This window comes from Denitrificimonas halotolerans (genome assembly GCF_034259425.1).
Taxonomy (GTDB): domain Bacteria; phylum Pseudomonadota; class Gammaproteobacteria; order Pseudomonadales; family Pseudomonadaceae; genus Denitrificimonas; species Denitrificimonas halotolerans.
Genome location: NZ_JAXIVU010000006.1, coordinates 56944 through 79385 on the forward strand (window position 1 = coordinate 56944; position 22442 = coordinate 79385).

Consider the following 22442-nt stretch of genomic DNA (forward strand, 5'->3'; position numbering starts at 1 on the left):
TGTCAGCTGCTCATAAAATGAAGAATGTCTATGATTTTCGCACAGGAGCTATCTTTCTTGCTGCGACATGTTGTCCTGAGCCGTTTATCTTTAGTAGCCAACATTATAGAGCCGCGTTGACATCCTCCCCGACCTAAAGGACAGGGATTCCTACTGCTAGACGACCATGTCCGGCCGCGAGAATGTTACGTGCCGCGTTGATATCGCGATCGTGGGTGACACCACACCCATTGCACGTCCATTCTCTTATTCCAAGTCCTGCGATACCTTTCGGCCTCGACTCGGGCAAACTGCCGCAACTCGAACAGGTTTGGGTGGTGTATGCCTCGTCAACTTCCTTAAAAACAATGCCTGCGTGAGCGCATTTATAGTCCAGCATTGTTTTTAATTGACCCCATCCAGCGTCCAGCACTGACTTGGCCATCGTGGTTTTAACGAGTTTTAAACTACTGACATTACCGACATAGATTTCACCGCAGCGATTGACTAGCTTACGGCTGAACTTGTGCAATGCGTCTTTTCTACGGTTAGCGATTTTCGCATGAATGGTTTTGACTTGGGTTTTATTTCTAGCCCGTTGTGCTATGGCTAATTTTTCCTCAAGACCGCGATAGAAGCGGCCCGCTTCTAACTTTGTACCATCCGAGCAGGTGACAGTGTCGGTCAAACCAAGGTCAATACCGATACGGTCTTGGCCTTTGATTGGCTCGACCTCCACATCAACCACTACATTGAAGTACCAACGGCCACGGGCATCTTCATTGAAACTGGCCGAACGAAACTTGTATTGGTTCAAGCCGTAGCTGTCCCAGACCTTAAAATAGTGGCCGTTGTGGTAGACCTGCCCGTTTTTCCATTGAGCTGCACCTGTATTGATGGGTATCCAGCCCAGTGAGCGGCATACACCGCCTGATTTGCGCCAGTTCAGCCGCACTTTCTTAAACTGCTTGCGGCGTGTGACATACTCACCTGCAATGCACTGTAAGGTTTGGCTGTGCAGGCCAAGCTCTTTACCTGCGCCCTTACTGTAGGGATGCATATCAAAAGCAGACAAAAACACACCTCGCTCTTTAATCGAGCGTTGACTTAATTCATTGACAAAGTTCCAAACGAAATTGACGCTGCGAGCCATGCGATTTAGCAGTGGCGTATGCCTGTCTCGTACTCGGACTTTTAATGTTTTGGTGTGCTTTATCATGCTGTATACAATACCAGTACCAACCTATACTGCAAAGACTTTAGCAGCCTGTTAAGGGGTTAAGGGGCTGCTTACGCAGCCCTCGTTATCCATCCCCGCACTAAAAGTACGAGGTCTTACGCGGTTTTGATAAAAGATGGGGTGGCTGTAACATAATATCATTAGAGTATAGGGGGAAGTTATACCCTAGTGTGAGTGTCTTGCTTTAATAAAATGATATTGCTGCTTGATTTACGATTTTTAGTAGATGATAATCATTTGCATTAAGTGTTCACCCTTTCAAGGAAATTATCTTTATGCAGGTCCCCCTTTTACGCTCACTGCTTTTAAGTTGTGCGTTAATGAGCTCATGCCTCAATGCGACGACTATTGATCAGTCGCTCAGTGAAAGCGAAATACTCAGTCGAGCCGCACAAAAATCTCAACAACGCATTGAGCGTTTGGATGATGCCAGTCAGGCAATGTTGATAGAGTACAGCAATGCTTTGGCACAAACTAAGGCTCTCGCCGACTATAATGCACAGGTGTCAGACCTGCTAGTCGCACAAGAGCAAGAGTTGAATCTGTATCAAGCCCAATTGGAACAGTTACACGCCACTGAAACTGCAGTGCTACCGCAGATGCACCGCATGGTGGACGTCTTGGGGGATTTTATTGCGGCTGACCTTCCTTTCTTACCTCATGAGCGCAGTACTCGCCTTGAAGCATTGCAAGAGCTGTTACCACGTACTGATGTCAGTATTGCAGAGAAGTATCGGCGTATCCTAGAGGCATATCAAATTGAAAGTGATTACGGCTACACCTTAGAGGCATGGAGAGGCGAGTTGGGACCAAAAGGGCAGCAACGTAGTGTTGAGTTCTTACGTGTAGGGCGCGCTATGCTGTATTACCAAACACTTGATGGGCATGAGAGTGGGTATTGGAATACGCGAAGTAAGCGTTGGGAAGTGTTAGATAATAAAGTGCGTCGACCTTTACAAAGAGCCATTGCGCTTGTTCGGCAGCAAAAGCCGACTGGTTGGTTAGAACTGCCAGTGAAAACCTTAGTGCAGGAGGTTCAACCATGAAGTTTTGGTTAGCCTTAGCTACTACCGCATTGCTGAGTATGTCGGTGCATGCCAGTGTCCTGACACCTGAGCAGCTGTTAGAGCGGGTTCGCAACGAAAGGATCAATGAAGAGCGATTGATGCAAGCGCGCGAGCAAGATTTTTTGCTAGCACATAATCAGCAAGAACAATTGTTAGCTGCAGCTAAAGAAGAGTTGGCTCGACAAGAAACGCGAGCGGCTGAATTGAAGGCAGCCTTTGCTGCTGCCGAACAGAAGTTGACTGAAAAGGAGCAGCAACTTAAGCAGCAGTCCGGTGATTTAAATGAGCTATTTGCAGTGGTACGTCAGAGTGCTGGTGATCTTGCAGGGCAGTGGCACAGCAGCTTATTAAATGTACAGTATCCAGAACGTATTGATCAGTTAGAGCGTTTGGCTAAAGGTCGAGTACTGCCAAGCGCTACACAAATTGAAAGCTTATGGTTATTGCTCTTGGAGGATATGGCTGCTACAGGTCGTGTTGAGCGCATGCAAGTACCGGTGATTGATTCTAAGGGGCAGCATAATCAACAGGATGTCACACGAGTTGGGCCTTTTTCTGCTTATAGCGCACATGCTTTTTTAGCTTACACTGAAGGTGATTATGCGTTTCATGCTTTACCTAAACAGCCTTCGGGTATTGGCCTTGTTCATAATTGGGCTACGAGTACTGAGCCTGTTATGCCGCTGCTTTTCGATCCGACCCGGGGCACGCTCATTGAACAGTTGCAGCTTCAACCAACGTTATTAGAGCGAGTGAATCAAGGCGGTTTGGTTGGTTGGGTGATTATTGCGCTAGGTGCTTTTGGTTTTCTATTAGCGGCGTTGCGTTTGTTTGGCTTATTGAGCGTTGTGCGCAGTATTCGTATCCAGATGAAAGATTTAGATAAGCCTACGCAAAATAACCCATTGGGACGTGTGTTAAGTGTATTAGGTCCGAACCCTCAATTGTCAGATTTAGAGACTTTGGAGCTCAAGCTAGATGAAGCTGTGATGCAAGAGGTGCCAAAGCTCGAGAAAGGGCAAGGTTTATTAAAATTGTTAGCCACAGTTGCACCTTTATTAGGCTTGTTAGGCACTGTGACTGGAATGATTGTGACTTTCCAAGCTATTACTCAAAGTGGTGGGGGGGATGCAGGTTTGATGGCTGAGGGTATCTCTCAAGCATTGGTGACTACAGTTGAAGGATTGGTGGTGGCGATTCCGCTATTGTTTTTACATAGCGTATTGAATGCGCGCAGTAAGGGTGTGGTACAGCTGTTAGAGCAGCAATGTGTAGGACTATTAGCGTTGCATATAGCAGGAAGTAAACACTGTGAATAGTGGGCAGGATATATGGTTTTGGTTAGTGGATGGCAGCCATGCCTTACTTGATTTAATGAGTGCCGGCGGTACCGTGATGTGGTTGTTGGCCGGACTTTGTGTTCTGTTTTGGACTCTAGTATTGGAGAGGTTGTGGTATGCCCATCGTCATTTTCCGGTCTGGGCCCAAGAGCGGAAAATACTTTGGCAGAAGCTTACGGAGCAGGTGCTTGAGGGGCGAGGATGGCATTATAGGGTACGAGCAGCATGGTTAGCACAGGCTCGTGAGCAGTTGCTGATTCCACTTTCTGTGACACGTACTTTGGTGGCACTGTTTCCACTGTTAGGGTTGCTTGGTACGGTGACCGGCATGATTGCTGTTTTTGATGTATTGGCTTCTACCAGTGGCGCCAATCCACGAGCTATGGCAGGTGGTGTATGGCAAGCCACTTTACCAACTTTAGCGGGAATGGTGCTCGCCATTGGCGGGCTATTCAGTTTGGCTCGTTTAGAGCGTAATGCACAGCGTGCAATTGGGCATTTTGCAGAACAATTGCGTCACGAATAAGGATCAGACGATGAGAATGCGTCGCTATAGTCAGCAAGTTGAAGAAGAACCGAGCATTGATCTGACACCCATGTTGGATGTGGTGTTTATTATGTTGATCTTTTTTATCGTCACTAGCAGTTTTATTAAGGAATCAGGGATTGAGGTGCAGCGCCCACAAGCAGAGAGCGCTGCTGCACAAGAACAGGGCAATATTTTAATTGCTGTCACGGCTGATGGTCAGGTGTGGTTGGATCAGCAGGTGGTTGACGTACGCAGTGTGCGCACGCACGTAGAGCGTATGCGGCAAGAGCAGCCGGAAAGTGTTGTAGTGGTGCAAGCCGATCAAGATGCGCGTACAGGATTAGTGGTTCAAGTGATGGATCAAGCCCGTTTAGCCGGTGTGTTTGATGTGGTTTTGGCCGCTTCTACGGAGCATCGTTAATGCGTTGGTTTGGGGCTGTACTTGTTGCTGTGGTGATTGCAGTTGCTAGTTTTGTATTGCTGTTAGTGATGACTTTTCCACCGCAAAGTTCACCTAAAGAACCAAAATTACAGATGGGGTATTTTGTTCCGAAGTCACAGCAGAGTAGTGATCCAAGCCGCCCTCGTTTACAAATACCTCAAGCACCGACCGAACAACAAGTGGAGACACCGCCGCTGCAACAGCCACCGCTGGCTTCAAGTCCATCTCAGACTGCACCTTTAAACTTGGTAGTACCAAAGCTATCCGGCACTATCAGTGTTGCACCGCCTAGCCTACAAGGTTTAACCACGAAAGTGAGTCGGCCATCACAGCCGCTTGTAGCTCAAACAGAGCCTATTGCATTGACTGAAGCATCTCGTGCAGTCGCTGCACAAGGGGCAAATGGAGGGCCGGCTGCAGAAGGGAGTAACAGTGAAGTGACGCCATTGAATAATATATTGCCTGTTTACCCAGATAGTGCACGTCGCCGCGGTCTTGAAGGGTATGTTCAGTTAGCTTTTACCATAACTGCAGATGGGCGGGTAGAAAACCTAAGGGTTGTTGAGTCATCACCTGCGAGAGTATTTGATCGTGCTGCGCGACGTGCAGCATCGCGTTGGCGCTTTGCCCCGCGTCAAGTAAATGGTCAACCGGTTGCGCGTGAAGCAGTCAAACGCTTGGAGTTTAAATTGGAAAAAAGAGGGCGTTAGGTGAAACCTTTATTCTTAGTGGTTTGCTTATGCGTGCTGAGCAGCCAAACAGCCTTAGCGCAGAGCATTGCGCCTGATGTATTGCATGCTCTACAAGCGGCACAGAGCGCACAACAAGCTGGATTGTATGCAGAAGCAGAGCGGGCTTTAAAGGCAGTAAAGATAAAGCCAAATAGTTTAGAGCAGGTGTTAGTGTGGCGCAGTCAAGGCTACTTAGTCTGGGCGCAAGGGCATAGCAAGCGGGCCATTGCTCTGCTTGATAAGGCTTTGCGTAGCAATCAACTTAGTGCTGAGCAGGTTGCAGAGGATCGTTTGAATTTAGCTAAACTTAGCCTTTTGGTAAAAAACTACCGGCAAGCACTGGAGTATTTGCAGGGTGTTGTTGTAACCGATGAGGTTTTGAAAGTTCGCGTTCAGGCTTGGCAAGGCTTAGGTCGCCTAGATAAGGCATTGCCTTTGGCTGAGCAGTATGTACAAGGTAAAAAAACGATCGAGGATGATTGGTTACAGTTTATGGTAAGCGTCAATGCAGAACTAAAACGTTATGGGCAAGCTGAGATATGGCAAAAACAAATTTTGCAGCGCAATGTAGATCAGCTTAGTGCTTGGCAACAATTGGCCACTTTACAGCAACTGGCAGGTCAGTATGTTAAGTCTTTGGCTACATTGCGCACAGCTTATAGCCGAGGGATGCAATTTTCTCAGGCTGATTTGCAAGATTTAATTCATTTAGCTGCAGCGTCTGATCAGCCTTGGCAGGCTGCACGTTTAATGGTTGGGATGTTGGAAACAGGCTTATTGACGGCCAGTGTTGCCCATCAAGAACGTCTTGCTTTGTTGCATTGGCAGGCGCGTGATTATCAAAGTGCAGCAGCGGAGTATGCGCAACTTGCTAAACAAACAGGAAAAGGGCAGTACTGGCTTGATCTCGCGCAATTAGAAATCCAGCAAGGTCACTGGGATGCAGGTCTTCAAGCGCTTGCAGCAGCGGAGAAGCGAGGTGTCAGTCAACAACAAATCCGTGCATGGCGTGACTGGGTGAAGGGTCGTGTGGAGCTTGAGCAGCAGCGTAGTAATCAATTTGCTAGGAAGTGAGCTGCATTTTTCGGTTTAGAATCAGCTTGAAATTTTCTGAATACCTCTGGGGTGGTTTTTAGGTTATGAGGATCTTAGTTGGTGCGCTCTAGTCTCGGTCAAGAGCTGCGCTATCTTTGGATTCGCTTATCAAGCACCAGAGCAGGGGCTTTACATCTACGAAATATTTTTGAGTGGTATCTGTTTTTCTATCGATCAATAAAAAGCCCCGGCTAGGAGCCGAGGCTTTTTTACAACATGCAGTTAACTGCTAAACCAAAGGTTCGATTAAACGTTATCGAACTGGTTCATAGTGTTGTCTTCACCGCTTGCTTTCAATGCAGCTTCACCAGAGAAGTACTCTTTATGAGTATCACCGATGTCAGATCCCGCCATGTTTTGGTGACGTACGCACGCAATACCTTGACGAATTTCTTTACGCTGAACACCTTCAACGTAAGCCAACATGCCTTCTTCGCCGAAGTAGCCTTTAGCTAAGTTGTCGGTCGACAGTGCAGCAGTGTGGTACGTAGGCAGAGTAATCAAGTGGTGGAAGATACCTGCTTCACGTGAGGCATCTTTCTGGAAGCTCTGGATACGTGCGTCTGCTTCGTTACACAGATCAGTACCATCATAATCAGCGCTCATTAAGCGGTCGCGATCGTACGCTGAGACGTCTTTACCTGCAGCTACCCAGTCATCGAACACTTGCTGACGGAAGTTAAGAGTCCAGTTGAACGATGGGCTATTGTTGTACACCAACTTAGCATCTGGAACTACTTTACGGATTTCGTCAACCATGCCTTTGATCTGGCCAACGTGTGGCATTTCAGTTTCAATCCACAGTAAGTCAGCACCGTTTTGTAGTGAGGTGATGCAGTCTAATACAACACGTTCAACACCGGTGTCTTTGCGGAATTGGAACAGGCCGCTAGCCAGACGTGCAGGCTTGAGCAGCTTGCCGTTTGACTTGATGACAACGTCACCGTTTTCGATTTCGCTTGCATCGTTGATGTACTCGCCATCAAGGAAGCTGTTGTACTGGTCGCCTAAGTCGCCTGGCTCATTGGTCACAGCGATTTGCTTAGTTAAGCCCGCACCTAGAGAGTCAGTACGTGCAACGATCACGCCATCGTCTACGCCGAGTTCTAGGAAAGCATAACGAACAGCGTTGATCTTTGCGAGGAAGTCAGCGTGTGGAACAGTAACTTTACCGTCCTGGTGACCACATTGCTTTTCATCAGATACTTGGTTTTCGATCTGAATTGCACAAGCACCTGCCTCAATCATTTGCTTAGCCATCAAGTAAGTGGCTTCCTCGTTACCGAATCCAGCGTCGATGTCTGCAATGATAGGCACTACGTGAGTTTCGAAGTTTTCGATTTGATCTAAAATCTTCGCTTCTTCTGCTTTATCGCCAGCATTACGTGCCTTATCTAAAGCTGTGAAGAGCAGGTCGAGTTCACGGGTGTCTGCTTGACGTAGGAAGGTGTAAAGCTCTTCGATCAATGCTGCTACAGAGTTTTTCTCGTGCATTGACTGGTCAGGTAGAGGACCGAACTCAGAACGCAGAGCTGCAACCATCCAGCCTGATAAATAGAGGTAGCGCTTGTTCGTAGTTTTTAAATGTTTTTTAATAGCGATCAGCTTTTGCTGACCGATAAAGCCGTGCCAGCAGCCCAGCGACTGGGTGTAAACAGATGAGTCGGCATCGTACTCAGCCATATCTTTACGCATGATGGCTGCAGTGTACTTAGCAATGTCCAGACCAGTTTTGAAACGGTTTTGGATGCGCATACGAGCGGCAGACTCGGGGTTAATTGCGCTCCAGCCGTTACCAGCTTGTTCTTTAAGAGCGGCAATTGCCTGAATTTCGTTTTGATAAGTTGACATGGTCAATCCTTCAAAGAGTGTAGTGAGTTTGAGCACCGACTGCCCACACACAACCTGCTATCGCTGGAAGTATTAATTGCGGGTTCGCTTCCACTTGAGTGCCGATAATTGACTTAAACGCAGTGCCTCTATTGAGGAGGGGAGCAGATAATTTTGGCTGCTGCATTAAGTGCTGATATTTGCTACTTAACATCCGCAAACTCGGCTCACTGTGGTGAGTTACCTGATGCATCACGATGCATACTGTTTCCCCGTCCCTTAGGACTACAACGTTCTAGTCGCAACCTCGTTAAAGCATCTTTTGGATGCGCTTAACACAAAGCTTCTTAATAGTACTCTTAAGCAGCTTTGGAACACTTAACTTAAGTGCTCTGGCTAGCGGGAGCGGGGGTATAATGCGCTTTCAAAAAGCATTCGTCAAATGTTTTGTAGTGTTTTTTTTTAGTCACTACATAAAAAGTCTGCTACTTGGGAGGTGAATTAAAAGTGTGCCATAGATTTTGACTGTGTTGCGTTACCCTCTGCGAGTAGGGGGAGAAGGCATAGATGGGTTGTAATTTTCGGGTTGAAAGGGAGGCGTGGAATGGTAACCCAGCGCTCAGCTATCGGTGTTTGTTTGACGGTATAACCGCTAGATTAAATCGTCTGAGCGCGTTGGGTTGAAGAGTTATTTGCTGTTGCGTAGCATCTCTAGGTGGGGAATGCCTGCTTCTAGGAATTCGTCGCTGATAGGGGTGAAACCTAAGCGCTCATAAAAACTAGCGGCATGTACTTGAGCAGTCAAGAACTGTTGTTTTAAGCCTAAGCGTTCTGCTTCTTCAACAGCGGCCATCATCAATTTTTCACCAATGTGCAAACCTCGCCAGTCCTTTAAAACCGAAACACGCCCGATACAGCCGTCAGAGAGTAGGCGGGCGGTGCCGATGGCAAAGTCGCCTTCATAGGCGAGAAAGTGGGTCGCGGTCGCATCATCGCTGTCCCATTCCTGTTCTGGGCTTACGCCTTGTTCATGAATGAAAACGCTTTCACGGATACGTCTTAAATCAGCATTATCTCTATGCCAATCAGCAATGCGAATTTGCACATCAGTCATCGATACACTCCAAGCTGCCTTGTTTAATAAGCTCGCAGATCAGGGTGATTGCTTCTTGATCATCGAGCCAAGGTGTTAAGTTATCTGTATGTAAAGCATCTGCGTTACACAGAAGATCTAGTAGCGGTGCTAAGTGTTCACTTAAAACACGGCTATTACCACTGACAAAGAATACCACAGCAGGTTCAGTATCCAGCTCAATGTGGCTCCAAGCTAATCGAGCAGTAGGGTTGCGAGTAAACACAACACCATCTTGTAAGGCGCCCAATAAGCTATCGGTATCAATATCGGCTGTTACAAAAAGTTCAGGATAGCGTGGTTCGGTCATGTATTGGCCAAACCAGGTCAGCAGTATGCGGTCATCATTGAGTTGTTCGTTGAGTAGTTGGCGTAGCCGTTGAATGTCTTCAGGGCGGATGTAGCTAGGATTGTCAATTGGAGACATATTTGCATCACTGTAGCGTTGCTCATCAGGCAGAAAGCGTGCAACAAAATCAGCATAATGACTAATGACTTCGGCGCTTGAAGGAGCACGAAACCCCACAGACCAAGTCATACATTCTGTTTTAGCAATGCCCCAATGCGCTAAGCGAGGAGGTAAGTAAAGCATATCGCCTGGCTCGAGCGTCCATTCTTCTACTTGCTCAAAAGTGTCGAGAATGCGTAGGTCTGGATGGTTGAGGAGGGGAGTATCAGCATCACACATTTGCCCTGTTTTCCAGGTTCTTTGCCCGTCTGTTTGTAATAAAAACACATCATAGTTATCAAAGTGCGGGCCAACGCTTCCACCGGGGGCAGCATAGCTGATCATGACATCGTCAATGCGCCAGCTTGGTAAGAATTGAAAGTGTGCAAGGATTTGGGCAACCTCTGGACTGAACTGGTCGACCGCTTGAACTAAGAGAGTCCAGTCGCGCTCAGGCAGGTTGTTGTAAGTGTCCTCATCAAAAGGACCTTGTTTAAGCTGCCAAGGAGTTTCACCGTGCTCAAGAATAATACGGGACTCTACCAACTCTTCCAGTGATAACCCTGCTAGATCATTACCGTCTATAGGGTTGATAAAATCAGGAATAGCTTGGCGAATCAACAAAGGTTTTTTTTGCCAGTAATCGCGCAAAAAGACTTCGGCGCTGATACCACCTAAGATTTCCAGCGGTGTGTCAAATGAAGTAGACAAAGGCTTGATTCCGAAATAAACACTGAAAAGAAAACGCCCGGTTGCAGCCGGGCGTTAAAACACTTTGAGAAGCGTTAAACGCGCTGAGCTTGTGCTACCGCATTACCAATATAGTTTGCTGGTGTAAGTGCGCGCAGTTGCACTTTTGCTTCTTCAGGTAAGTCTAGATCCTCGATAAAGGTTTTCAAGGCTTCAGCGCTGATACCTTTACCACGGGTGAGGTCTTTTAGTTTTTCATAGGGGTTTTCAATGCCATAGCGACGCATTACCGTTTGCACGGGTTCTGCGAGGACTTCCCAGCAGTTGTCTAAGTCTTCAGCAATGCGCTGCGGATTGACTTCTAGTTTACCAATACCTTTGAGAGTGGCTTCATACGCAATGACACTGTGCGCCATACCTACACCGAGGTTACGCAAAACTGTGGAGTCGGTCAGGTCGCGCTGCCAGCGCGAAATAGGCAGCTTGCTAGCTAAGTGTTGGAATATTGCGTTAGCAATGCCTAAGTTGCCTTCTGAGTTTTCAAAGTCAATAGGGTTTACTTTATGCGGCATAGTGGATGAGCCTATCTCGCCGGCTACGGTTTTTTGCTTAAAGTAACCTAAAGAGATGTAACCCCATACGTCGCGATCGAAGTCGATCAGGATCGTGTTGAACCGTGCCACTGCATCAAAGAGCTCTGCAATATAGTCGTGCGGCTCAATTTGTGTAGTGTACGGATTGTAGGTAAGACCAAGATCGCCTTCGATAAAGTCGCGGGCATTTGCTTCCCAGTCGATATCGGGGTAGGCAGACAGGTGTGCGTTGTAGTTACCAACGGCACCGTTGATTTTACCAAGGAGAGGAATTGATGCAGTCTGCTCGATTTGGCGCTCTAAGCGGTAAACAACGTTAGCGAATTCTTTACCTAATGTTGTGGGGGACGCCGGTTGTCCGTGGGTGCGTGACAGCATAGGGATGTCAGCAAATTTAACAGACAGTTTGCGTAGGCTTTCAGCTAGTTGGCGCATTAATGGTAAGAGTACTTCATCACGACCTTCGCGCAGCATCAGTGCGTGAGACAGGTTGTTAATGTCTTCACTGGTGCATGCGAAGTGAATAAACTCTGTTACTTTAGCCAGTTCAGGAAGCTTTTGTGCCTGTTCTTTGAGTAGATATTCGACTGCTTTGACATCGTGGTTGGTGGTGCGCTCAAATTCTTTAACACGTTCTGCATGCTCAATCTGAAAGTTCTCAGCTAGCTCATTTAACGCAGCGTTGGCTGTATCAGAGAAGGGGGGGACTTCAGGAATACTAACGTGTGCTGCTAAGCGCTGTAACCAGCGAATTTCAACCAGAACACGGTTACGAATAAGACCGTATTCGCTAAAAATAGGGCGCAGTGCGGTAGTTCTGCTGCCGTAACGGCCGTCAACGGGGGAAACCGCGGTAAGCGAGGAAAGCTGCATGATGCGTTCTCTGACAATCAATGAATAAATGGGGCGCATAGTGTACATCAAATGCGCATTAGGTTTTAGTGTTTGCGCCAGAGCACAGTTAAAGTACTGGCGGTAAAGATCAGTAAGGCTCCTAATATGGAAGCGAAATCCGGTAATTCATTCCATAAAATAAAGGAGTAAATACCTGCAAAAACAATGGTGAGGTAAGCCACTGGCCCAATCAGTCCTGGAGGGGCTAATGAGTAAGCATGCGACATGATGATCTGTCCTAAAGCTGCTAACAAGCCTGCTGAGCAAAGTAGGATTAACTGTTGTGTGTTCAAGGGTTGCCATGCCCAAAGCAGTGGAATTGCAGAGATAAGACTGCTGAATACAGCAAAATAGAACACGATGCGATAGGCGGGTTCGGTGTTGCTCATTTCGCGAATAGAGACAAAAGCTGATGCCGCAAGTAAGCTGGCTGCAAGGCCGACTAAAGATAAACTACCAAAAACAGCCCCGCTGGGTTTAGCAACTAAAATAACGCCGATTAATCCAATTAAGGAAAAGAACAGCATACGCTTGGTCAGCGATTCTTTTAGCCAAAAATAAGCAATAACAGGGGTGAAAATAGGGGCTGAGTAAGTGAAAACCATAGCATCGGCAAGCGGTAGGTGAGCAATGGCATAGAAAAAGCAATACATGGCTGCTAAGCCATAAGTGGTGCGCATTAAGTGTGATTTTAAACGCTTTGTTTTAAAGGGTTTTAGACCCTTGCTGAGTAGTAAGGGTAAAAAGAAAACAACTCCAATAATGTTTCTAAAAAAAACAATATTTTCGTTATTGACAGTAATCGATGCCTCACGAATGAGTACACCCATACTGGCAAATAATAGTGATGAGATGGCCAGTAGAAGCGCCCCATGCAAGGGGCGAGAGCGCCGTTGGATCATAGGTGGCGTGCATGCAGCTCGTTGAGCATTTTGCTGCGTTTAGTTAGCAGGTGCCAGCGACGTCCGCCCAATTGTCTCCATAAGCGTGCAGAGCGAATGCCGGCAAATAGCAGGGCGCGCACCTTAGCTGCTGTGGCCTCTTGTTGCAAATAACGCATATCGCCATGCACTTGAATGCGTTGCTTAAAGGTGCTGATGGTGTCTTGATACAAACTGCCAAAGGATGAGGCGATGTTTTCGCTTGATAAGCCGTAGAGTTCAACTTGCTGTTCTATTTGTGGCAAGCGTTTGCTAGCAATATCCAGCAAGTCGGTGCGACGAGCAAATTGGCGCTCAAGGCTCAACATTGAGACGACGTAGCGCAAACTTTCCCGCGGCAAATTATCGGTTTCGCGCTCAAGTATCGCTAACATCAGCTTATAGCCTTCGCGCAAACCTAAATCATCACCGCCATAGACATCAAGTGTGGTTTGTGGGTTACGGACAAGCAGCGTTTGCAGCATGTAGGACAAGGCAGCATCACTGATTTGGCCTGTATGTGCTAGTCTATTGACAAGTGCTGCTGCTTGAAAGACGCCGCCGAGTGCGGTTATTTGTTCTTGTAGTGGAGTCATGGTCGTTGAATACTCTCATCCCATGGTGTGCATGCTTCAATGACGCCGCCGCCTAAGCAGATATCGCCTGCATAAAACACAATTGATTGGCCTAAGGTTACTGCACGTTGTGGTTGTGCAAAAGTCACTAAGTAGCCATCATCTTTGCATTCAATGGAACAGTCTTGATCGGGCTGTCGGTAGCGTACTTTGGCGCTGAGATTGTTCAGATTATTGAGATCTATTGGGTTAATCCAGTTTACATTGCGGGTGAAAACAGTACGGGAAAACAACCAGGGGTGTTGGTTGCCTTGTCCGACAATGAGTACATTACGTGCTAAGTCTTTGGCGAGCACATACCATGCTTCTTCGCTGGCATTTTTTAAGCCACCGATGCCTAAGCCTTGGCGTTGTCCAATGGTGTGATACATTAAACCGCTATGTTGCCCCAGTACAGAACCATCAGTGGTTTCAATGACGCCAGGTTGAGCGGGTAAGTATTGCTTGAGAAAATCAGTAAAACGGCGCTCACCGATAAAGCAAATACCGGTTGAGTCTTTTTTCTTGGCAGTGATTAAACCATGTTGCTCTGCCAGTTCACGCACTATGGGTTTTTCATACTCTCCGATAGGGAACAACGTTTTGTGGATCTGTGATCCACCGACCGCGTGCAAGAAATAACTTTGATCTTTATTGTTATCTATGCCTTTAAGCAGTTCGCTGGTGCCGTTGAGGGGGCGGCGACGCACATAGTGGCCTGTGGCAATCATGTCAGCGCCTAATTGTTTAGCGTAGTCAAGAAAAGCTTTAAATTTGATTTCGCGATTACAGAGAATGTCAGGGTTAGGTGTGCGACCTGCTTTGTATTCTTCTAAGAAATGCTCAAAGACATTGTCCCAATACTCCGCGGCAAAGTTAGCTGTGTGTAATTTGATACCTAAGGTATCGCAAACGGCTTGCGCATCAGCAAGGTCTTCTTTTGCGGTGCAATACTCAGTACCGTCATCTTCCTCCCAGTTTTTCATAAAAAGACCTTCCACTTGATAGCCTTGCTGGATTAACAATAAAGCTGCAACGGAAGAATCAACACCGCCGGACATGCCGACAATTACACGAGTTTCTGAAGGAATATGCATGGCAATCTAAATGAGTTAAGTAAAGAATAGGATTCTAGCAGATAAGCAGCAAACTAGGGAGAAGGTGACCGCTATAGTGGCTCTTTTAAGATATCTAATGAAGCGCGACAGCCGTTTAAGTAATCGTCAATGCTGCGTAGTACTAGTGGGCTGCGCCACATATCACGCTTGTCCAAGAGTTCGTCGCGACTGAGCCATACAGGCCCGATAATACCTTCATCTAAAACGTAACTTTCTCGTTTAGCTAGTGCTTGACCGGCGAAGCAAATCCTTTGATAAGTCACATTGTTTGCAGCTGTATATAAATAGATGCCCACAATGTGAGAAATTTCAACATCCCAACCGGTTTCTTCTAAAGTTTCACGAATAGCAGCTTGGATTAGACTTTCGTCCATTTCTAAGTGACCTGCGGGCTGGTTTAATACCTTGCGCTTTTCAGCATGTTCTTCTACGAATAGAAAACGCCCTTCTTTTTCGACAACAGTGGCAACGGTGATATGCGGAGTAAAACGTGTCATAGGTAACCTCTTGTTCTATATGAAGTTAGGACTATCGGTAGATGTTCGTATAATATGCACTGGATAGCGGGTGTTTAGATGTAAAAACTCATGAAAAAACGGTGCTAATGCATTGTTTGACGGTAGCAGTCTGTTCGATTGTGACCGAAAGAGGTATGATACGCGCTGCCAATGACTGTACCAAAATGCTAAAAGCGTAACGGTGAGTCAACTGGATATGTGACTTTTTTGAAACGCCAGAGTCATATATGCCGATTAAGATTGAATTATCACTGTCAGGCCACACGCGTGACAGATCTATACAGACCACGTAAATGACGGAGTCCAGCATGGGATACCAAAAGATCCAAGTGCCAGCCGGTGACAAAATCACCGTTAATGAAGATAAGACTTTAAACGTACCAAACAATCCAATCATTCCTTACATCGAGGGTGATGGTATTGGTGCGGATATCAGTCCGGTAATGATTAAGGTAATTGATGCCGCAGTAGAGAAAGCCTACAACGGCGAGCGTAAAATTTCTTGGATGGAAGTTTACGCAGGTGAAAAAGCAACTCAAGTTTATGACTCAGAAACTTGGTTGCCAGAAGAAACACTAGAAGCTGTACGTGACTACGTTGTTTCTATTAAAGGTCCTTTAACCACTCCAGTAGGTGGTGGTATCCGTTCATTGAACGTTGCTCTGCGTCAGCAGTTGGACTTGTATGTTTGCTTGCGTCCAGTGCGCTGGTTTACTGGGGTTCCAAGCCCAGTTAAGCGCCCGCAAGACACGGATATGGTGATTTTCCGCGAAAACTCAGAAGACATCTATGCAGGTGTTGAGTGGCAAGCGGGTACGCCAGAAGCGGATAAAGTGATCAAGTTCCTCACCGAGGAAATGGGTGCTACTAAGATTCGCTTTACTGAAAACTGCGGTATTGGTATCAAGCCTGTATCTGAGCAAGGTACTAAGCGTTTAGTACGCCAAGCGTTGCAGTATGCCGTTGATAACGATCGTGAGTCTGTAACTCTTGTGCATAAGGGTAACATCATGAAGTTCACCGAAGGTGCCTTCAAGGATTGGGGTTACGAAGTTGCGCGCGATGAATTCAACGCTGAGCTGTTAGATGGTGGTCCTTGGATGCAGTTCAAGAACCCTAAAACTGGCAAAAACATCATCGTTAAAGATGCTATTGCTGACGCAATGTTGCAGCAAATCGTTCTGCGTCCTGCAGAGTACGATGTCATTGCTACACTGAACCTGAACGGTGACTACATTTCTGATGCTCTGGCTGCACAGGTTGGTGGTATCGGTATCGCACCAGGTGCAAACCTGTCTGATACTGTTGCAATGTTTGAAGCAACTCACGGTACTGCACCTAAGTATGCTGGTCAGGATAAGGTGAATCCTGGTTCATTAATCCTGTCTGCAGAAATGATGTTGCGTCATATGGGTTGGACTGAAGCGGCTGACCTAGTTATCGATGGTATCAACGGTGCTATCGCTGATAAGACTGTAACTTATGACTTTGAGCGCTTGATGGACGACGCCAAGTTGCTCTCTTGCTCTGAGTTTGGCGATGCAATGATTTCTAAAATGTAATCATTGCTAATGCTTAAAAACGCCCCACTTGTTGGGGCGTTTTTGTTTGCAGAGGATTAAAACAGGTAGAATGCACTTGGAAAAGAGGAGGGTGTTATGCCAGATGATGTATCTTTATTTGCTCAGCAAATGCAAGGTGTGCGCCGTATCCATGTAGACCATGCTGATGTGGGTAAAGTGAAGCCCAATCGCATGGTACAGCAAATGAATCGTAAAAATGCATTGGAGTCTGTTGCAAAAGCGCAAGTGGTGGATGGGCTCTCAGATCAGTTTGTTTTAGATGTGGGGGCTGAAGATACCTTGTGTTGGGCGCGCGATGGTGTTCAGGACGGTCAAATACGCCGTCTTAAAGCGGGACAAGTCGTGTTTGAAGGCAGTTTGGACTTGCATGGCATGACGGTTGAAAAAGCACGTTCCACGTTGCGTGAGTTTCTGGAAGAAGCTTTACGTTTGGAGGTACGTTGCGTGCGGGTGACACATGGTAAAGCTGCACGCTTAGATGGACGTAAGCCTATGATTAAAAGCCATGTGAATACTTGGTTACGTCAGCATGAGAAAGTTTTAGGATTTACTTCTTGTGTGCCACGACATGGAGGCACTGGTGCTGTTTATGTATTGCTTAAGCGGCATATGTTAGAAGGCCGTGACGATTATTAAATAATCAGATAGCTGTCGGTAAAGTGAATGATTTTATATGGGCACGGAGAAAGACAGTGGGTCAATCTGGATTAGTAACGCTGCGCGATTATATTCGTTGGGCGATGAGCCGTTTCAATCAGGAAAAATTGTTTTTTATGCAGAATGGCGAAGGTGCGTTTGATGAAGCGCGTGCTTTGGTGTTGGGTGCTTTACACTTGCCTGAGGCGCTGCATGATAAATATTTAGATTGTAATTTGCACAGTGATGAGCATGCGAAGGTGCATAGAGTATTAGAGCAGCGCATTCAGCAACGTGTGCCAGCAGCTTATTTGTTGGAAGAAGTTTGGTTTGCAGGTCTGCAGTTTAAGGTGAATCAGCAGGTGATGATTCCTCGGTCCCCGATAGAAGAGTTGCTTGAACAACAGTTTGCACCTTGGTTGGCTCAGGAGCCACGACGTATTTTAGATCTCTGTGCGGGGTCGGGTTGTTTAGGTATCGCTTGCGCTACAGCTTTTCCGGATGCTGAGGTGTGGCTCAGTGAACTTTGTGAGTCTGCTTTAGTTATTGCTCAAGAAAATATTACTTTGCACCAGTTGGGCGGTCGAGTGCAGGCCCAACGCAGTGATTTATTGACTCAGTTTGTTGGTCAGCGTTTTGATTTGATTGTTTGCAAACCTCCGTACTTGTCAGAGCAACAATTCACTCAATTACCACAAGAGTTGCAGTATGAGCCTTGGCACAGTGTTGTAGCAGGCCAAAGTGGGCTTGAGGTGATTCAGCAAATTTTACAGCATGCAGGTGCGTATTTAGAAAATGATGGCTTATTAGTGCTTGAAGTGGGGCCGCATTGTGAGGCTGTATCGGCGCTTTATCCTGATTTTGATTTCATTTGGTTTGAGCATTCGCAGGCAGAATCAACGGCGGTACTAGCTTTAACTGCACAACAGTTGAATCAAAGTAAACATTAATTCATCTGTATCGAGATCGAGCATTGAAACCAACTTCCTAGATCGGTGTTGGGCGTGTGTTGTTCAGTACTTGGATTAGATGGTGCCAGAATGGAATGGGTGCAGGTATACTGCGCCATTATCTTTTTTATTATGACGGAGCAGTGTGTATGTCCGGGAATACTTTTGGCAAACTTTTTACAGTCACTACTGCGGGTGAAAGTCATGGCCCTGCTTTGGTTGCGATTGTAGATGGTTGCCCGCCAGGTGTGCCTTTGTCAGCTGAAGACTTACAAAGTGATCTTGATCGACGCAAACCCGGTACGAGTCGACACACCACGCAGCGTAAAGAGCCGGATGAAGTAGAGATTCTTTCGGGAGTCTTTGAAGGTAAAACTACAGGCTGTCCGATTGGATTACTCATTCGCAATACAGATCAAAAATCCAAAGATTATTCAGCGATTAAAGATATTTTTCGTCCGGCACATGCCGATTATAGCTATCATCATAAATATGGTGCTCGCGATTACCGTGGTGGAGGGCGTAGTTCAGCACGTGAAACGGCTATGCGTGTTGCAGCAGGTGCCATTGCTAAGAAGTATTTAGCGAGTCAAGGTATTGTTATTCGTGGTTATATGAGTCAGCTTGGGCCAATTGAGATTCCTTTTAAATGCTGGGATGCGGTGAGTAAGAATGCATTTTTTAGTCCTGATCCAGATAAGGTTCCTGAGTTAGAAGCCTATATGGATCAATTACGCCGTGATCAAGATTCAGTTGGGGCAAAGATTACAGTAGTTGCGGAAGGGGTAATGCCAGGTTTGGGGGAGCCTGTATTTGATCGTATTGATGCTGATTTGGCTCATGCATTGATGAGTATTAACGCAGTTAAAGGGGTAGAGATTGGCGCCGGCTTTGCTTCTGTTGTGCAGCGCGGAACAGAACACCGTGATGAGCTAACGCCAGAAGGTTTTTTATCAAATCATGCAGGTGGAGTGCTCGGTGGTATTTCATCCGGTCAACCGATTGTTGCGCACCTAGCACTTAAACCAACCTCAAGCATTACAACGCCAGGGCGTTCCATTAATATTGCTGGTGAACCGGTAGAGATGATTACTAAAGGCCGTCACGATCCATGTGTTGGTATTCGTGCAACGCCGATTGCTGAAGCGATGATGGCCATTGTGATTATGGATCAATTCTTGCGCCATCGAGCGCAGAATGCTGACGTACAGGTGACGGCGCCTGTACTGCCACAGCTCTAAAATGCCACTCCAAAACATATGGCTGTGCTCCAACAGCCATGTGTTGTAGTGGCTCTTGAATGATGAGTAGCGCATTGCCTTATTGGCGTTTGTCTGGGTTTTACTTCTTTTATTTTGCCTTGCTAGGTGCTACAGCGCCTTTTATATCACTGTATTTTGATTATTTAGGCTTTTCAGCCGCGCGCATCGGAGAATTGGTTGCTATTCCTATGTTAATGCGCTGTATCGCTCCAAATTTGTGGGCTTGGTTAGCTGATCGTACGCAAAAGCGTTTAGCAATAGTACGTTTGGAGCGTTATTTACCTTATTGTCTTTTGCTTTAATTTTGCTGAATAAAAGCTATGCGTGGCTGGTGCTGATTATGGTGCTGCATGCATTTTTTTGGCATGCAATTTTGGCACAGTTTGAAGTCATCACCTTAGGGCATTTAGGAAACCAAAGTGAGCGTTATAGTCAGTTGCGCTTGTGGGGCTCCGTGGGCTTTATGCTAGTAGTGATTGGCTTTGGCTATCTATTTGATCAAGTAGGCCTAAACTATTATCCATGGGCGCTTCTTGCGGTGATGACAGGTATTGTATTGAGCAGCCTTTGGGTGCCTCAAGAGCCTGCGCAAAAAACATTGCGGTGTAATCATGTCAGCGCTGAGTTAATGTCACAGCGTATCTGTCTTGTGCCGATAGTCATATTTTTGCTCGGTGTTACCTTGATGCAATTATCTCATGGACCGTATTACACTTTTCTGACATTGTATTTGATTGATTTGGAATATTCTCGTGCAGTGATTGGTTGGTTGTGGGCACTAGGGGTACTGGCTGAAATTGGCTTGTTTATTATTATGCCTTGGTTGCTCAGGCGTATTCGTCTTAAGCAGATACTGGTGTTGAGTTTGTTATTGGCAGCATTGCGCTGGTGGTTATTGGGGTATTGCGCTAATCATTTCATGGTTTTATTGTTTGTGCAGTTGCTGCACGCGGCAACTTTTGGCAGTTTTCATGCGGCTGCTATTCATTTTATACAACAGTATTTTCCTGAAACTAAACAAGGGCAGGGGCAAGGGTTGTATGTTTCTTTTTCAGGAATCGGTGGTGCTTTAGGTGCTCTGTATGCAGGCTATGCTTGGCAAACATTGGGCGCTTCTTTAACGTTTTTTAGCACCAGCATTGTTGCTTTGCTCGCCGCTCTAACTGTTTTTTTTGGTTTGGCTCGTTCTGCGCACCTTTAATACGATTATGTTTGATTAAAATTGATAGAGATTACTTATGAGTCAGCTTTTTGTGTTTCATCGGGATCAGCCTATGCAGGCGATCAAATTGTTAAATCATGCTGAAGATATTTGTCGTACTTTAACTCAATTAGGGATTGATTTAGAACATTGGGAGATTGATTCGTCACTTACTGCCGAGTCCAGTCATGAAGAAATTTTAGCAGCTTATGCGGCAGATATAGCTCGGGTGCAACAGCGTAGTGGTTTTACAGAAGTAGATGTGATGAGCGTGGCGGAATCTCATCCTGAGAAAGATGTTTTACGTAAGCAAGAGCGGGTTGAACATCAACATAGTGAAGATGAGGTACGGTTTTTTGTATCTGGTCGTGGCATATTCTATATGCAGTTAGATGAGCATGTATACGGTGTTTTATGTGAGAAAGGCTCCATGTTATCCATACCCGCAGGGACTAAGCATTGGTTTGATATGGGGGAGCGTCCGCGCTTTACGTTGTTACGTCTATATACCAGTGCAAAGGCCTTAGCGTCGGAGCTGACCGGTAGTGATATTGCTGAAGTGTACCTACCCTTAGATGATTTAGTGTAATTGATACGTTGAATAGCTTGAGGTTCAAGATTGAAGTTTATAGGTGCAAGGTTGTTGATTAGAGATCTTTGTACAGAATAAAGGCTGAATTAACTTGAGTGCTTTACTAGGTCTTTATTACTAGGGGTGAAGTAGCGTACACTGGTGCCATGATTGTGAGGAGTTAGCATGAGTTCGATTAAAATTACAGAAGCAGCACAAAACTATTTAAGTGAATTACTAAAAAGCCAAGATACACCGGGTATTGGTATCCGTGTGTTTATTACTCAACCGGGCACGACTTACGCAGAAACTTGCATTGCTTATTGCAAACCAGAAGAGCAAAAACCTGAAGACACACCTATGGTTTTACCTGAGTTTACGGCTTGGATTGATGCGCTTAGTGAGCCTTATCTTGAAGATGCAGTTGTTGATTATGCAACCGATCGCATGGGGGGGCAGCTGACGATTAAAGCACCCAATGCCAAGGTGCCGATGGTGAGCGCAGACAGTCCGCTATCAGAGCGTGTTAATTACTATTTACAAACAGAAATCAATCCTGGCTTAGCCAGTCATGGTGGTGAGGTAAAGCTCATTGATATTGATGACGGCGTTTTGATTCTACAATTTGGAGGTGGCTGCCAAGGATGTGGCCAAGCTGATTACACCTTAAAAGAAGGTATTGAAAAAACCTTAATGGCTCGTATTCCTGAAGTGAAAGGTGTGCGCGATGTGACGGATCACAGCATCACTGAAAACGCTTATTATTAAAAAGAGATGTAGGGTTGGGCTTTAATTAAATTGCAAATGTGACTGTATAGTCTTAATATGCCGCTGCAATTCAGTTTAGGCTTACCCTGCTTAAGCTGCTTGGTGCAGCTAGCTGCGCATTGTTAAGCTCGGATGATCCTGACTTAACAAATAAACCTTTATTTCTCCTTAGGCATGTATTGTTAAGGAATTGGAAAAAGCCGGTATCAGCCACAAGCTGTTATCGGCTTTTTTGTTTAAAAAGCTCTGAAATCGTATATTCTTTTCTTATTCTGTAAATTGGCTCTGTTC

Annotated in this window: 21 protein-coding genes and 1 pseudogene; 13 read left to right on the plus strand and 9 right to left on the minus strand. The window is 46.1% G+C overall.

Translation table 11 applies throughout. The annotated features are described in order from the left end of the window. Nucleotides 1–133 precede the first annotated feature (133 nt). Nucleotides 134–1198: an RNA-guided endonuclease InsQ/TnpB family protein gene (locus tag TOI97_RS06200; protein WP_321553256.1), complete on the minus strand. Its 1065-nt coding sequence runs from the start codon at nt 1196–1198 to the stop codon at nt 134–136. Between the two features lie 296 nt (nt 1199–1494). On the opposite strand from TOI97_RS06200, the gene TOI97_RS06205 reads away from it, so the two are divergent. Genes TOI97_RS06205 through TOI97_RS06230 form a run of 6 tightly spaced genes read left to right on the plus strand, consistent with a single transcriptional unit; the run spans nt 1495 to nt 6402 of the window. Then, nucleotides 1495–2265, plus strand: a complete 771-nt coding sequence (locus tag TOI97_RS06205; RefSeq protein ID WP_321553257.1) for a DUF3450 domain-containing protein — start codon at nt 1495–1497, stop codon at nt 2263–2265. Further along, a complete protein-coding gene (locus tag TOI97_RS06210; RefSeq protein WP_321553258.1) occupies nt 2262–3605 on the plus strand; it encodes a MotA/TolQ/ExbB proton channel family protein in 1344 nt (447 codons plus the stop codon). The genes TOI97_RS06205 and TOI97_RS06210 overlap by 4 nt, the downstream gene beginning before the upstream one ends. A gap of 55 nt (nt 3606–3660) precedes the next feature. Then, the gene (locus TOI97_RS06215; protein ID WP_321553320.1) at nt 3661–4152 is read left to right on the plus strand and encodes a MotA/TolQ/ExbB proton channel family protein; all 492 of its coding nucleotides are present in this window, start codon (nt 3661–3663) and stop codon (nt 4150–4152) included. A gap of 10 nt (nt 4153–4162) precedes the next feature. Next, on the plus strand, nt 4163–4576 hold the full coding sequence (locus TOI97_RS06220) for an ExbD/TolR family protein (RefSeq protein WP_321553259.1): 414 nt from the start codon (nt 4163–4165) through the stop codon (nt 4574–4576). Next, entirely contained in the window at nt 4576–5307 is a 732-nt protein-coding gene (locus TOI97_RS06225) for an energy transducer TonB (RefSeq protein ID WP_321553260.1), read from the plus strand. The genes TOI97_RS06220 and TOI97_RS06225 overlap by 1 nt, the downstream gene beginning before the upstream one ends. Beyond that, on the plus strand, nt 5308–6402 hold the full coding sequence (locus TOI97_RS06230) for a tetratricopeptide repeat protein (protein WP_321553261.1): 1095 nt from the start codon (nt 5308–5310) through the stop codon (nt 6400–6402). Nucleotides 6403–6669: 267 nt separating this feature from the next. Here TOI97_RS06230 and TOI97_RS06235 read toward each other — a convergent pair whose 3' ends face one another. The 8 genes from TOI97_RS06235 to TOI97_RS06270 form a co-directional block, all read right to left on the minus strand. Further along, nucleotides 6670–8274, minus strand: a complete 1605-nt coding sequence (locus TOI97_RS06235; RefSeq protein ID WP_321553262.1) for an isocitrate lyase — start codon at nt 8272–8274, stop codon at nt 6670–6672. Between the two features lie 667 nt (nt 8275–8941). After that, nucleotides 8942–9367 (minus strand): GNAT family N-acetyltransferase, encoded by a 426-nt coding sequence (locus TOI97_RS06240; RefSeq protein WP_321553263.1) that lies wholly within the window; start codon nt 9365–9367, stop codon nt 8942–8944. After that, nucleotides 9360–10544 carry a ribosomal protein uL16 3-hydroxylase gene (locus tag TOI97_RS06245; RefSeq protein ID WP_321553264.1) on the minus strand — a complete coding sequence of 395 codons (1185 nt, stop codon included), beginning with the start codon at nt 10542–10544 and terminating at the stop codon, nt 9360–9362. The genes TOI97_RS06240 and TOI97_RS06245 overlap by 8 nt, the downstream gene beginning before the upstream one ends. A 74-nt stretch (nt 10545–10618) precedes the next feature. Beyond that, nucleotides 10619–11989: an adenylosuccinate lyase gene (gene purB / locus TOI97_RS06250; RefSeq protein WP_321553265.1), complete on the minus strand. Its 1371-nt coding sequence runs from the start codon at nt 11987–11989 to the stop codon at nt 10619–10621. 65 nt (nt 11990–12054) lie between these two features. Continuing rightward, nucleotides 12055–12912 carry a DMT family transporter gene (locus tag TOI97_RS06255; protein WP_321553266.1) on the minus strand — a complete coding sequence of 286 codons (858 nt, stop codon included), beginning with the start codon at nt 12910–12912 and terminating at the stop codon, nt 12055–12057. Continuing rightward, nucleotides 12909–13526 carry a high frequency lysogenization protein HflD gene (hflD, locus tag TOI97_RS06260; protein ID WP_321553267.1) on the minus strand — a complete coding sequence of 206 codons (618 nt, stop codon included), beginning with the start codon at nt 13524–13526 and terminating at the stop codon, nt 12909–12911. The genes TOI97_RS06255 and hflD overlap by 4 nt, the downstream gene beginning before the upstream one ends. Further along, complete coding sequence (gene mnmA, locus TOI97_RS06265; protein ID WP_321553268.1) at nt 13523–14641, minus strand: tRNA 2-thiouridine(34) synthase MnmA; 1119 nt, start codon at nt 14639–14641, stop codon at nt 13523–13525. Before mnmA ends, hflD begins: the two co-directional genes overlap by 4 nt. Before the next feature lie 71 nt (nt 14642–14712). Next, entirely contained in the window at nt 14713–15159 is a 447-nt protein-coding gene (locus tag TOI97_RS06270) for an NUDIX hydrolase (protein WP_321553269.1), read from the minus strand. A 329-nt stretch (nt 15160–15488) separates the two neighbouring features. Between TOI97_RS06270 and icd the strand changes: the two genes are divergently transcribed. The 7 genes and pseudogenes from icd to nfuA all read left to right on the plus strand — a co-directional run bounded on the left by icd (nt 15489) and on the right by nfuA (nt 22151). Further along, nucleotides 15489–16742: an NADP-dependent isocitrate dehydrogenase gene (gene icd / locus TOI97_RS06275; protein WP_321553270.1), complete on the plus strand. Its 1254-nt coding sequence runs from the start codon at nt 15489–15491 to the stop codon at nt 16740–16742. 96 nt (nt 16743–16838) lie between these two features. Then, a complete protein-coding gene (locus TOI97_RS06280; RefSeq protein ID WP_321553271.1) occupies nt 16839–17399 on the plus strand; it encodes a Smr/MutS family protein in 561 nt (186 codons plus the stop codon). A 56-nt stretch (nt 17400–17455) separates the two neighbouring features. Next, a complete protein-coding gene (gene prmB / locus TOI97_RS06285) occupies nt 17456–18349 on the plus strand; it encodes a 50S ribosomal protein L3 N(5)-glutamine methyltransferase (protein WP_321553272.1) in 894 nt (297 codons plus the stop codon). A 149-nt stretch (nt 18350–18498) separates the two neighbouring features. Then, nucleotides 18499–19590 carry a chorismate synthase gene (gene aroC / locus TOI97_RS06290; protein ID WP_321553273.1) on the plus strand — a complete coding sequence of 364 codons (1092 nt, stop codon included), beginning with the start codon at nt 18499–18501 and terminating at the stop codon, nt 19588–19590. 62 nt (nt 19591–19652) lie between these two features. Then, a pseudogene (locus TOI97_RS06295) lies at nt 19653–20812 on the plus strand (MFS transporter). Between the two features lie 37 nt (nt 20813–20849). Further along, nucleotides 20850–21401, plus strand: coding sequence for a 1,2-dihydroxy-3-keto-5-methylthiopentene dioxygenase (locus TOI97_RS06300; protein ID WP_321553274.1), 552 nt, complete (start codon nt 20850–20852; stop codon nt 21399–21401). A gap of 168 nt (nt 21402–21569) precedes the next feature. Continuing rightward, nucleotides 21570–22151, plus strand: coding sequence for a Fe-S biogenesis protein NfuA (gene nfuA / locus TOI97_RS06305; RefSeq protein ID WP_321553275.1), 582 nt, complete (start codon nt 21570–21572; stop codon nt 22149–22151). The last annotated feature ends 291 nt before the right edge of the window (nt 22152–22442 follow it).